12 protein-coding genes are annotated in these 12,283 nt (G+C 71.6%); all 12 read right to left on the bottom strand.

Going from position 1 to position 12,283, the window contains the following annotated elements; all coding sequences use genetic code 11:
* Positions 1–62: 62 nt before the first annotated feature.
* The 12 genes from ACJ9NR_RS32230 to ACJ9NR_RS32175 all read right to left on the bottom strand — a co-directional run bounded on the left by ACJ9NR_RS32230 (position 63) and on the right by ACJ9NR_RS32175 (position 12,077).
* On the bottom strand, positions 63–1,127 hold the full coding sequence (locus ACJ9NR_RS32230) for a polyprenyl synthetase family protein (RefSeq protein WP_412491856.1): 1,065 nt from the start codon (positions 1,125–1,127) through the stop codon (positions 63–65).
* A gap of 68 nt (positions 1,128–1,195) precedes the next feature.
* Positions 1,196–2,623, bottom strand: coding sequence for a hydroxysqualene dehydroxylase HpnE (hpnE, locus tag ACJ9NR_RS32225; protein WP_412491167.1), 1,428 nt, complete (start codon positions 2,621–2,623; stop codon positions 1,196–1,198).
* Positions 2,620–2,760, bottom strand: coding sequence for a DUF6380 family protein (locus ACJ9NR_RS32220; protein WP_412491168.1), 141 nt, complete (start codon positions 2,758–2,760; stop codon positions 2,620–2,622). Before ACJ9NR_RS32220 ends, hpnE begins: the two co-directional genes overlap by 4 nt.
* Positions 2,760–3,710, bottom strand: a complete 951-nt coding sequence (gene hpnD, locus ACJ9NR_RS32215; protein WP_412491169.1) for a presqualene diphosphate synthase HpnD — start codon at positions 3,708–3,710, stop codon at positions 2,760–2,762. Before hpnD ends, ACJ9NR_RS32220 begins: the two co-directional genes overlap by 1 nt.
* Complete coding sequence (gene hpnC / locus ACJ9NR_RS32210) at positions 3,707–4,639, bottom strand: squalene synthase HpnC (protein WP_412491170.1); 933 nt, start codon at positions 4,637–4,639, stop codon at positions 3,707–3,709. The genes hpnD and hpnC overlap by 4 nt, the downstream gene beginning before the upstream one ends.
* A gap of 357 nt (positions 4,640–4,996) precedes the next feature.
* Complete coding sequence (locus ACJ9NR_RS32205) at positions 4,997–5,794, bottom strand: ABC transporter ATP-binding protein (protein WP_412491171.1); 798 nt, start codon at positions 5,792–5,794, stop codon at positions 4,997–4,999.
* Complete coding sequence (locus ACJ9NR_RS32200; RefSeq protein ID WP_412491172.1) at positions 5,787–6,716, bottom strand: ABC transporter permease; 930 nt, start codon at positions 6,714–6,716, stop codon at positions 5,787–5,789. Before ACJ9NR_RS32200 ends, ACJ9NR_RS32205 begins: the two co-directional genes overlap by 8 nt.
* A 98-nt stretch (positions 6,717–6,814) precedes the next feature.
* Positions 6,815–7,687, bottom strand: coding sequence for a glycosyltransferase family 2 protein (locus ACJ9NR_RS32195; protein WP_412491857.1), 873 nt, complete (start codon positions 7,685–7,687; stop codon positions 6,815–6,817).
* Positions 7,688–7,692: 5 nt separating this feature from the next.
* Positions 7,693–8,472 (bottom strand): CDP-alcohol phosphatidyltransferase family protein, encoded by a 780-nt coding sequence (locus tag ACJ9NR_RS32190; protein ID WP_412491173.1) that lies wholly within the window; start codon positions 8,470–8,472, stop codon positions 7,693–7,695.
* Positions 8,450–9,511, bottom strand: coding sequence for an iron-containing alcohol dehydrogenase family protein (locus ACJ9NR_RS32185; RefSeq protein WP_412491174.1), 1,062 nt, complete (start codon positions 9,509–9,511; stop codon positions 8,450–8,452). Before ACJ9NR_RS32185 ends, ACJ9NR_RS32190 begins: the two co-directional genes overlap by 23 nt.
* A complete protein-coding gene (locus ACJ9NR_RS32180; protein WP_412491175.1) occupies positions 9,499–10,251 on the bottom strand; it encodes a phosphocholine cytidylyltransferase family protein in 753 nt (250 codons plus the stop codon). The genes ACJ9NR_RS32185 and ACJ9NR_RS32180 overlap by 13 nt, the downstream gene beginning before the upstream one ends.
* Positions 10,248–12,077 (bottom strand): DUF5941 domain-containing protein, encoded by a 1,830-nt coding sequence (locus ACJ9NR_RS32175; RefSeq protein ID WP_412491176.1) that lies wholly within the window; start codon positions 12,075–12,077, stop codon positions 10,248–10,250. Before ACJ9NR_RS32175 ends, ACJ9NR_RS32180 begins: the two co-directional genes overlap by 4 nt.
* Positions 12,078–12,283 lie beyond the last annotated feature (206 nt).

Here is a 12,283-nt window from a genome sequence, read left to right as displayed (position 1 = left end):
ACCTGAAACCTCCTGTCCGGCACCGGTCGGCGACTACGCGAGGACTGTTCGACCGATAGTGATCATCTCTTTCGTACGACGACGAAGTCGGCGAGCGCCGCGAACTGGGCCCGTACCCGGTCGGGCATGTCGACGGCGTCGAGGGCTTCGATGGCGATGGTGTGCTGACGGCGTGCCTCCTCGGCCGTCCATGCGCGGCCGCCCGCCTCCTCGATGAGGGCGGCGCGGGCCGCGAACTCCTCCTCGGAGAAGTTCTCGAAGTCACTGCTCTTGGCGTCGGCGGCGAGGATCTCGCCGAGCCGCTCGGAGGCGGGACCGCCCGCCGCGAGCGCGGCCACGACCGGCAGGGACTTCTTGCGCTGGCGCAGGTCGCTCCAGGTCTGCTTGCCGGTGGACACGGGGTCGCCCCAGATGCCCAGGAGGTCGTCGACGGCCTGGAAGGCGAGGCCGAGGTGGTAGCCGTACTTCTCCATCGTGTCGGCGGTGCGGTCGTCCGCGCCGCCGAGCACCGCGCCGATGGAGGAGGCGCAGGCCAGCAGGGCGCCGGTCTTGTTGCCCTCCATCTCCAGGCACTCCTCGACACTGACGCGGTCGCGGTGCTCGTAGGAGATGTCCTGGGCCTGGCCGTCGATCAGGGCGCGGGTGGCGGTGGTCAGGCGGCGGGTGGCGCGGCCTGCCTCGGCCGTGCCGAGTTCCAGCAGCACCTCGTTGGCCAGGGCGAACAGCGCGTCGCCGACGAGGATCGCCTGTGCCGGGCCGTGCACCTTCCACACGGTGTCGCGGTGGCGGCGCTGCTCGTCGCCGTCCATCAGGTCGTCGTGCAGCAGCGAGAAGTTGTGGACGAGTTCGACGGCGACGGCGCCGGGGACGCCGACCTCGGGCGCGGCCCCGGTGACCTCGGCGGACAGGACCGCCAGGGCGGGGCGCACGGCCTTGCCGCCGTCGCCGTCGGCGGGGTTGCCCTCGGCGTCGATCCAGCCGAAGTGATAGGCGGAAACGGTGTCCATGGGAGGCGCCAGGCGGTCCACGGCCGCCCGCAGTACCGGTGTGGCAAGGGTCCGGCCGCGCTCCAGGAGCGCGGTCACGTCCACCGCGGTCCTCCGCGCGGCCGTCTCGGCCGGGGGCACAGTGGGCACAGTTTCTCCTCTTTCTGCGGTACCGGGGGTGCGGGAGCCTGCCGCCTGCTGCTCGAGCATCAAGCCGCCTCCTCGAGGTCGAAGAGGTCGTTCGGGCGTGGCCGACCCAGGGCGCCGAGCGCGGCACCGGCCGCGCTGACACCGCTGCGGACCGCACTCTCCATGGTCGCGGGCCACCCTGTGGCGGTCCACGCTCCGGCCAGGTAGAGGCCGGGGGCCTTGGTGCGGGCGCCGGGCCGCAACCGCCCGACGCCAGGGGTGGGGGCGAACGTCGCCGTGCGCTCCCTGGTCACGAAGAAATCTTTCACTTCGGCACCGTGAGTACCCGGAAGCAGGCGTTCCAACTCAGGAAGGTAGCGCTCGCGCAGCGCGGCGACGGGTGTGTCGATCTCGTCGTGCGCGGCCGACTGCGACAGCGCCAGGTACTGGCCCGCGCGCAGCCCGGACGCCTCGGTGCGGTCGAAGACCCACTGCACGGGGGTGCCCAGCGCGGCGAAGAACGGCCGGCTGAGCACCTTGCGGTCGTAGACGACGTGGATGTTCAGGATCGGTGCGGTGGCGATGTCCAGCAGTCTTTCCGGGGCGTCGAGCGCGCCGGCCGGCAGCAGGTCATGGGCCTCGCGCTGGGGTACGGCGAGCACGACGGCGTCCGCCTGGAGCGTCTCTCCGGGAACCTGAACGCTCCACCGCCCGTTTGCGTCAGTAGAGATGGAGGTGACGCGTGTACGGACCTCGGTACGCACGCCCGCGGAGTCGAGCGCCTTGCGGGCCAGCCGGTCATGCAGTTCCCCCAGCGGGACGCGCGCCCAGCCGATGTCGGCCGCGCCCGGGTCGGACAGCAGACCGGTCTTGAACACCATCGCGGCGAGCGACAGCGAGGCGTCGCCCGCGACCGCGTTGAGGGTGGCGACCCCGACCAGGTCCCACAGGGCCTCGACGGCACGCGCCGACTGACCGTGCGCGGTCAGCCAGCTGCCGAAGTCCTGGGTGTCCAGGCTCGGATCGGCGAGGTCGAGCCCCTTCAGCGCCAGTGCGGCACGCCCCACCCCGGCCCGCTCGGCGAGCGAGAGATGCGGATAGGTCGCGAGGCTGCGCCCGAGATGCAGCGGCACGGGCAGCGCGTCGCGCCGTAGTCTGCCCAGCCGCCGCCCGGCGGGCCGCGCGACGTCGAGAACGGGCACGTCGAGACGATCCTGCAAGGGCGCCAGCGCCGCGGCCCCGATGCGGTCGAGGAACCAGCGGTAGGCGGTGCAGCAGCGCAGGTAGACGTGCTGTCCGTTGTCGACGGTCAGCTCGCCGCGCCGGAAGGAGAAGGCCAGGCCGCCCAGGCGGGGCCTGCCCTCGACCAGGGTGACGCGGACGCCCGCGTCCGCGAGCGCGAGCGCGGCGGTGATCCCGGCGAGCCCGCCGCCGACGACGACGGCCTCCCTGCCGGAGCGTTCCGGCACGGCCGCGAGCGGCTCGTCGGAGCGCGTGTCGTCGCTCATCGTGCACCCTCCCCTGCGCGGCCGCCGCGGTGGTTGAACGGTGCACGGCAGGCCGTCGCAGTCAGGGACGCCACGCCGGCCCGGAGGGTTGCGTGCCGCGTGTCGCCGGTCGCGTCACCGTGACCCGTGCCGCCCATCAGGCGCGCCTCCTGACGGTCCTGCGGGTCACGTGCCGCGTGTCCAGGCCGGACAGCCCGCGCACGGCGACGTAGGCCTTCTCCCGGCCGGGCAGCGAGACCCGGCCGCGCAGCACGGCCTCCGGGTCGCGTTCGATGCGGTCCAGCAGACGGCGGTAGATGCCGGCCATGGCGGCGACGCAGGCCCCGCTGCGCCGGTCGAGCATGGGCAGCAGCCGGTAGCCCTCGGCGAAAAGTGCGCGGGCCCGACGCACCTCGAAGTGCACCAGGCCCGTGAAGTCGGAGCCCTCCGGTGGAGTGGGGCCGCTGAAGCCGGCCGAGCAGCCGAACTTCGCGAGGTCGTCGGAGGGCAGATAGGTGCGGCCGCCCTCGGCGTCCTCCCGGATGTCCCTGAGGATGTTGGTGAGCTGCAGCGCCAGGCCGAGGGTGTCGGCGTACTCCGGGGCGCGCTCGGCGCCGCGCGCCCCCGGTTCCGTGCCGAACACACCGAGCGAGAGCCGGCCGATGGCGCCGGCCACGCAGCGGCAGTAGACCTTCAGGTCGTCCCAGGTCTCGTAGGTCTCGCCGCGGACGTCCATCAGCACGCCGTCGATCAGCTCGTCCAGGCCGCCGAGCGGGATCGGGAAGGCGCCGGCGGCATGGGCGAGGGCGACCGCGACGGGGTCGGTGTCGTCCTCGGCGACCGCGCCCTCGCGCACCCGGGCCAGCAGCCCGCGGGTGTCCTCGAGTCTGGCCGCCTTGACGTCGTCCGCCAGCGCGCCGTCGCCGATGTCGTCGACGCGCCGGGAGAACGCGTACAGCGCCGACATCGCGCGGCGCTTGGGCGTCGGCAGCAGCCTGATGCCGTAGGCGAAGTTACGGGCCTGCTGCCCGGTGACGGCCTCGCAGTAGCTGTAGGCGGCGAGTACCGGCGCGGACACGTGTGGTGCAGACTCCACGGTCCGGATCACCCCTCTCCTCGCAGGGTCACGCCCACCTCGCGCAGCAGCCGGCCCTTGCCGGGCCTGGGCGGGCCGGGAAGTACGTCGTATTCGGCGGCCGCGATCGCGTGGACCGCCGCCCTTCCACCCGCCACGAACCCTGCCAGCAGCAGCTTCAACCTGCCGTGGACGCTACCCACGAGGGGGGCTCCTTCATTCAGGAGATCCCGGGCGCGTTCTGCTTCGTATGCGACCAGTGCGCGCACCGATGCGCCCGCGGTGGGTGTGGCGAGATCGGCCTCCTGGACATGAAAGTGTTTCATGTCCGCTGCGGGCAGATAGATGCGGTCACGACGGAGGTCCTCGGCCACGTCCTGGAGGTGCTCGACGATCTGCAGTGCGGTGCAGATGGCGTCCGAGAGGCGGATGCGTTCCGGACTCGAAGTGCCCGTGACCGAGAGAACCAAACGTCCCACCGGGTTGGCCGACAGCTCGCAGTAGGCGAGCAGGTCGTCGTAGGTCTCGTAGCGGCTGACGAGCTGGTCCTGGCGGTTGGCGGCGATCAGCCCGAGGAAGGGCTCACGGGTCAGCGCATGGCGCCGGACGGTGGGCTGCAGGCGGCGCAGCAGGGGGTGGCGGGGGGTGGAGTCGAAGACCCGGTTCAGGTCCTCCTCGAACGCGTCCAGAAGCAGCAGCCGGTCCGCGGCGCGCGCGGGCGGTACGCCGAGCAGGGCCGCGTCGGCGCCGCCGGGGGCCAGGTCTCCGTCGCCGATGTCGTCGACGAGCCGGGCGAAGCCGTAGACGGCCATGAGGTCGGCGCGCCAGGCCCTGGGCAGGAAGAAGGGCGCCACGGGGAAGTTCTCGCCCGCGGCCTTCTCGAGGGTGCCACGCTCCGGATCGGCGGCGTGCGGCGCGCCGGTTCCCGTCACCGGTGACCGCCCGTGGCGGGGACGGCACATGCTGCGCTGAGCTGGGGAGTTTCCGTAGCCATTGCCGTCACATCTCCCGTTCTACACTGCCGACCCAATGCATACTATTTCGGACACGCCAACCAGCCGTCCGCGCGGCCGCCCCCTTTGAGGGTGTCGTGCATTATCGCCCCACTTGCCGCCTTTCGGGACCGCTCCAGCTTACGTTGTACAACGCAGCCCGCTTCCCTGGGGTGTCCTGCACATCACAACAACACACCGATTGGCGTCAAGATTCCTTGGGCCGGACCGAGTTGACGTTTCCTTTGCAGACGCGGGGCCCCGCCGGAGCAGTTCCGGCGGGGCCCCGCGAAGCGTCCTGGGCCAGGGTGCCCACAGGTCGGTGGACTACTTGCCCGTGAACTTCTCGTACTCCTTCAGGACCTCTTCGGTGGGCCCGTCCATACGCAGCTCACCGCGTTCCAGCCACAGGACCCGGTCGCAGGTGTCGCGGATCGACTTGTTGTTGTGGCTGACCAGGAACACCGTGCCGGCCTCCTTGCGCAGCTCGCGGATGCGGTCCTCGGAGCGCTTCTGGAACTTGCGGTCGCCGGTGGCCAGCGCCTCGTCGATCATCAGCACGTCGTGGTCCTTGGCGGCGGCGATGGAGAACCGCAGACGGGCCGCCATGCCGGAGGAGTAGGTACGCATCGGCAGGGTGATGAAGTCGCCCTTCTCGTTGATGCCGGAGAAGTCGACGATCCCCTGGTAGCGCTCCCTGATCTCCTCGCGGGACATGCCCATGGCGAGCCCGCCCAGGATGACGTTCCGCTCGCCGGTCAGGTCGTTCATCAGCGCCGCGTTCACGCCCAGCAGCGAGGGCTGGCCGTTGGTGTAGACACGGCCCTTCTCCGCCGGGAGCAGACCGGCGATGGCCCGCAGCAGGGTCGACTTGCCGGAGCCGTTGGAGCCGATGAGGCCGACGGCCTCCCCGCGGTAGGCCACGAAGGAGACGCCCTTGACGGCGTGCACCTTGCGCACGCCGCGTGCCGCATCGTCGGAGCCCCGCTTGAGGATGCGGCTGAGAGCCGCCGTGGCACTGCCCTTGCCGCTCTTCGCGCCGTGCACCCGGTAGACGATGTGCAGTTCGTCGGCGATGACGGTGGGGATCCGCTCGCCGGTCCTGTCGTTGTGCCGCTCAGCCACGGCCGTACCTCTCCTCCGCCTTCCAGAAGTACAGGAACCCGCCCAGGGCGATCAGGACGGCCCAGCCGGCCGCGGCCGCCCAGACATGGTCGGGGAGGTTCTCGGCGCCGTAGCCGTCGATGAGCGAGAAGCGCATCAGGTCCATGTAGATGGCGGCCGGGTTCCACTGCAGCACGGTCGCCGTCCACTGCGGCTTGTCGGCCAGCATGATCGGGATGGAGAACATCACGCCCGAGGCGTACATCCACGTACGCATGATGAACGGCATCAGCTGCGCCAGGTCCGGGGTCTTCGCGCCCGCCCGGGCCATGATCAGCGCCAGGCCGCTGTTGAAGAGGAACTGCAGCGCGAGCACCGGGACGATCAGCAGCCAGGACAGGTCCGGCATGCTGCCGAAGCCGACCGCCACCGCGAACAGCACGACCATCGAGAACAGCAGCTGCTGGAGCTGCTGCAGCGCGAAGGAGATCGGCAGGGAGGCGCGCGGGAAGTGCAGCGCCCGGACCAGGCCGAGGTTGCCGGAGATCGCCCGCACACCCGCCATCACGGAGCTCTGCGTGAAGGTGAACACGAAGACGCCCGTGACCAGGAACGGGATGTACACGTCCTTCGACATGCCCCGGCTCGCGTTCAGGATGACGCCGAAGATGAAGAAGTACACGGCCGCGTTCAGCAGCGGCGTCGCCACCTGCCAGAGCTGGCCGAGCTTCGCCTGGCTGTACTGGGCGGTCAGCTTCGCCCGCGAGAAGGCGAGGATGAAGTGGCGCCGGTCCCAGAGCTGGCGGACGTACTCGACGAGGGAGGGCCGGGCGCCGCTCACGGTCAGGCCGTACTTCGCGGCGAGCTGCCCCGCCGGAAGGCCCTCGTCCAGCGGTACGGCCGCGCTCAGGGCGACCGTGCCTTCGTGTGTTGACTCACTCACTGGTGGAAACTTTCGTCCTCGGGATGCGCGGCCTGTGCGGGCACGGGCGGGAGCTCGGGACCCGGGCCGGGCCCGCGTCGCTCTCAGGAAAGAGCTTGTCAGATCACCGGAGGCCGGCCCAGTCGGGTCAGCCGCCACACCGTACGCCATTTCATGGGCCTGCGCGGCCCGCACGGAGTGGCCCAGCCTTCCCGGAACCCGCCGAACCAGGCCCTCAGGGCGGGCCGGGAGGGGCGGCGGACGAGGGTGAGCAGCATCCAGACGCCGAGATAGACCGGGACCAGGGGAGCCGGGAGGTTGCGGCGGGCGAGCCAGACCCGGTTGCGGGCGACCATGCGGTGGTAGACCGCGTGCCGCGAGGGCGCGGTCGTGGGGTGGTACAGCACCATGTCGGACCGGTAGTCGATCATCCAGCCCGCGTCGAGGGCCCGCCATGCCAGGTCGGTTTCCTCGTGGGCGTAGAAGAATGCGTCCGGCAGCCCGCCGACTTCGGCGAAGACCCGGGTACGCACCGCGTTGGCCCCGCCGAGGAAGGTGGTGACCCGGGAGGAGCGCATCGGGTTGGCGGCGCGCAGCCGCGGCACGTGCCGGCGCTGGGTGACGCCGGTGCCGGGGTCGGCGATGCGGAAGCTGATGATGCCGAGCTCCGGGTCGGCCTCGAAGGCCCGCCGGCACAGCTCGGCGGTGTCGTGGCCGGCGAGCAGGCCGTCGTCGTCCAGGAACAGCAGCACGTCGACGTCGCGGCCGCCGGGTCCGAAGGCCTCGATGCCGACGTTGCGGCCGCCGGGGATGCCGAGGTTCTCGGGGAGCTCGATGGTGCGTACGCCGTCGGGGACGTCCGGGACCGGCGAGCCGTTGCCGACCACGACCACCTCGACCGGCTCGCCGTCCTGCTTGGCGACCGACTCCAGCAGGGCGCGCAGTTCGCCGGGCCGGTTGCCCATCGTGATGATGACCGCGCCGACCTTCATGGCGCTCACTTCAGCCTGCTGGAGGCCAGGATGGACACCAGGTGCAGCAGGGTCTGCAGCAGCGCGATGCCCGCCAGCACCGCGACGCCGAGCCGGGAGAAGAACAGGTCCCCGCGCGCCTGGTCGGCTATCGCCAGGACCAGGATCAGCAGCGAGGCCTCGATGCCCAGGATCAGCCGGTGGAACTTGAACGCGGCGGCGGCCCGGCGGGCCAGCGCCATGCCGGAGGAGCGCATCTCGGCGGCGGCCTCCTTCACCGGGGGCAGGCCGGCCTGGTGCCGGGCGACGCCGACCAGGTCGGTCTCGGCCTTGATCAGGATCGCGCCGAGCGCGGCCAGCGTGCCCAGGAAGGCCCACAGCCAGTCGATACGGCCGCTGCCGAACAGGTCGGCGGCGCGCAGCCCGAAGCCGACCAGCACGGCGGCGTCGGTGAGGTAGGCGCCGACCCGGTCCAGGTAGACGCCGTTCATCGAGTACTGCTTCTTCCAGCGCGCGATCTCGCCGTCGACGCAGTCCAGCAGCAGGTACATCTGGACGCACACCACGCCGAGCACCGCGCCCCAGATCCCCGGCACCAGCAGCGCCGGGGCGGCGAGCACGCCGAAGACGGTCATCAGGTACGTGAGCTGGTTGGGCGTGACCCTGGTGGTCACCAGGTAGCGGTCGACCCGCAGGGACACCTCGCGCATGTAGAGGCGCCCCATCCAGTGCTCACCGCTGCGCCGGTCCTTGACCCCCGCGGGGTGGACGACCGGACGGAGTTCAGCTACCGATGGCCTTGACATAGTCGGCGTATCTGTCCTTGATCTGGTCGGTTGTCAGGTCGAGGTGCTCGAGGATGGTGTAGCGGCCGGGCCGGGTCTGCGGAGCGAACTCCACGGCGCGGACGAACTCGTCCACCGTGAAGCCGATCTCCTCCGGAAGCACCGGAAGCCCGTGCCGGCGCAGCACCTCGGCCATGTACGCCGACTCCTCGTGGGCGCCGCGCAGATGCATGGCGAAGGCGGCACCGAGGCCGCACTGCTCGCCGTGGGCGGCCGCGCGCCTGGGGTAGAGCAGGTCGAAGGCGTGGTTGATCTCGTGGCAGGCGCCGGAGGACGGGCGGGAGTCGCCCGACACGGACATGGCGATACCGGTGAGGACGAGCGCCTCGGCCAGCACCTGCAGGAAGGCGTCGTCACCGACGCCTCCGGGGTGCCTGAGCACCGCCTCGCCGGCCTGCCGGGCCATGGCGGCGGCCAGGCCGTCGATCTTCTCGCCCTTGACCCGGTTCGCCAGCTCCCAGTCCGCGACCGCGGAGATGTTGGAGATGGCGTCGCCGATGCCGGAGCGCACGAAGCGGACCGGGGCCTCACGGATCACGTTGAGGTCGATGACGACCGCGATCGGGTTCGGCACACCGTACGAGCCGCGGCCCGCGTCGTTGTCGAGGGTGGCGACCGGCGAGCACAGACCGTCGTGCGCGAGGTTGGTGGCGACGGCGACCAGGGGCAGGCCGACGCGCGCCGAGGCGAACTTGGCACAGTCGATGATCTTGCCGCCGCCGAGGCCCACGACCGCGTCGTAGTGGCCGGCCTTTATGTCGCCCGCCAGCCGGACCGCGTCGTCGATGGTGCCTCCGCCGACCTCGTACCAGTCCGCGCCGGGCAGCGAGGGGGCGATCCGTTCGCGCAGGCGGGCGCCCGAACCGCCGCTGACGGCGATGGCGAGCTTCCCGGACTGCGAGATCCGCTCGTCGGCCAGCACGCACGCCAGGTCGTCGAGGGCACCCGGGCGGATGTCCACGACGACCGGTGAGGGAATCAGCCTGGTCAGTACCGGCACGCGATCTCCCGTCCGCGGGCGAGATCGTCGTGGTTGTCGATCTCGACCCATTCGACGTCGCCGATCGGCGCCACGTCGATCCGGAAGCCGCGGTCGACCAGCTCCTGGTACCCGTGCTCGTAGAACTGCTGCGGGTCGCTCTCCCAGACCGTCTTCAGGGCGTCGGCCAGCTCGGGCGCGGCGTCGCCCTCGATGAGGGTGACGCCGATGTACTCACCGGTGGCCTCGGCGGGTTCCATCAGCTTGGTGATCCTCGTCATGCCCTTGTCCGGGTCGACGACGACCTTCATCTCCTCGTCGGCGAGGTGCTTCACCGTGTCCAGCGCGAGGATGATCCTCTTGTCCCCGCCGCGCGCGGCGAGCAGCGTCTTCTCGACGGAGACCGGGTGGACGGTGTCGCCGTTGGCGAGGATCACCCCGTCCCTGAGGGCGTCACGGCCGCACCACAGGGAGTAGGCGTTGTTCCACTCCTCGGCCTTGTCGTTGTCGATGAGCGTGATCTTCAGGCCGTACTTCCGCTCCAGGGCCGACCGGCGCTCGTACACGGCCTCCTTGCGGTAGCCGACGATGACCGCGGCCTCGCTCAGGCCGATCTCGGCGAAGTTGCCGAGGGTCAGGTCGAGCACCGTGATCGAGTCCTCTATGCCCGCGGGCCCCACCGGCACCAGCGCCTTGGGCAGGGTGTCGGTGTAGGGGCGCAGACGCCGTCCGGCGCCGGCCGCCAGCACGAGGCCGATCATGCGGGTTCTCCTTCGTCGTGTACGGCGGGCGCCCCAGCGGACACCCAGAAGCGGATGCTCTCGACGAGCACCACCAGGGCGACGGCCACGGCGAGGACCGTGAGCGCGACCTTGAACTGCGAGCCGGTGAGCAGCGCGGCGAGGACGGTGACCAGCAGCGTCCGGCCCTCGTGCCCCCCGATGGCGCGCACCAGGCGGGCCGGGGGCGCTCCGGCGTTGCCGCGGATGCGGTAGACCGTGTCGTAGTGATGGTAGGCGACCGCCGCCACCAGGCCGAAAGCCGCGGGCAGCACTCCGTTCACCCCGGACGTGGCCGCGAGCAGCAGCACGGTGCCGTACTCGGCCGCCCGGAAGACCGGCGGAACGAGCCAGTCCAGGGCGCCCTTCAGCGGCCGGGAGACGGCGGCGCCGGAGAGCACGACGTAGACCACGGCGCCCAGCACGACCTGCCAGCCGGCGCCCCAGGCCGCGGCGGGGACCACCACGAGGAGCCCGCCGATCGCGGCGCTCGCCGGCGCGGGGAAGCGGGGGGCGACGCGCGCCACCGCCTCGGCCAGCGGCCCGCTGTCCGCGAGGTCCGCCAGCGCCTGTGCGGCCCGGTCGGTGCGCCTGGCCTTGCGGGTCAGCGACCTGAGCACCCGGCCCGCGGTCGTGTACGTCGCGGCGAAGGCGCACCCGGCGAGCAGGACGTAGAAGGTGGTGCGCGGGGTCGTGACCGCGGTGAGGACGGCGATCAGCGCCCAGCGCTCGCCGATCGGCAGCACGATCATGCGCCGCACCCACACCGTCCAGCCGACGCTGTCCAGCCGGCCCGAAAGGGCCGCCGTGGGGCTGGTGTTGGCGGTGGCGTCGTGATTGGCCTCGTTGAAGGAGAAGTCGACGACGTGCCGACAGGTCTGCAGGACCATCGCGCCGAGCGCCAGGGCCCATACGTCGTCGCCGCCGCGGGCCGCGCCCAGGGCGAGGCCGGCGTAGTAGGCGTACTCCTTGGCCCGGTCGAAGGTGGCGTCCAGCCAGGCGCCGAGCGTGGAGTACTGCAGGGAGTAGCGGGCCAGTTGGCCGTCGGTGCAGTCCAGGACGAAGGAGCAGATCAGCAGGACGCCGGCGGCGACGAAGCCGACGCGGGTGCCGGTGGCCGCGCAGCCCGCCGCGATCAGCGCGGTGAGCAGGGAGGCGGTGGTGACCTGGTTCGGGGTCAGGCCCCGGCGGGCGCACCAGCGGGCGAGGTGGCGCGAGTAGGGGCTGACGAAGAAGGTGGTGAAGAATCCGTCGCGGGACTTCACGGCCGACCTCAGGCGGACGGCCTCGTCGTCCACGGCGGCGACGGCCTGCCGGGCCTCGTTGCGGGCCTGCGGGTCGGCCGGCACCTCGGCGACCAGGCTGCCCAGTTCGGGGCGGTGGACGTCGGCGCCGTCGGCGACGAGGGCGGTGACTATGCGGTCGGCGAGGTGGCCGGGACCGTCGGTCTCCCGCACACCGGCGTTCGCCCGCGCCGGGCCGCCGGCACCGGCCACGCCGCCGACCGCGGAGTTCTCCCGGGCCATGGCGCGGGTGAGCGCCTGGCGGCCGGCCGCCTGCGCGGTGACGGCGCCGGTGATCGCGGCGAGCGGGAAGCGGGGGTCGGTCAGGCCCAGGCGCAGGGCGTGCAGGTGGCCCACGAAGCGGGGGTCCACCACGGCGACCCGCTGGTCGCCGGGGACCTGGGCCAGGAGGGTTTCGGCGTCGGCGGCGTCGGCGGCGACCCGGAGGTCGAAGCCGAGCGACCGCAGATCGTCCTCGATCGACGATCCGGGGACCGGCTGACCGGTGAGGATGGCGGTCGACAACCGAACTCACTCCCTGGGTGCCGACGCGCGGGCGCCGGTCATGTGCACGGTGGTACGCCCCTTGGCTGCACCAGGCGGGCGGCATGTCGGCAGAGGTTATCGGATGCTCGCAGAGCACCGTTCACCGCCCGTTAACGGGCTGATCAACGCTGTCTGCAACGGCCTTTGCCGCGATCATCATCGGTGATCCGGGGGCCCGCCCACAA

The sequence above is a fragment of the Streptomyces sediminimaris genome (assembly GCF_047049295.1).
Classification (GTDB): Bacteria; Actinomycetota; Actinomycetes; order Streptomycetales; family Streptomycetaceae; genus Streptomyces; species Streptomyces sediminimaris.
Note: the sequence above shows the minus strand (reverse complement) of the source record. Positions and strands in the feature narration are given on the sequence as shown.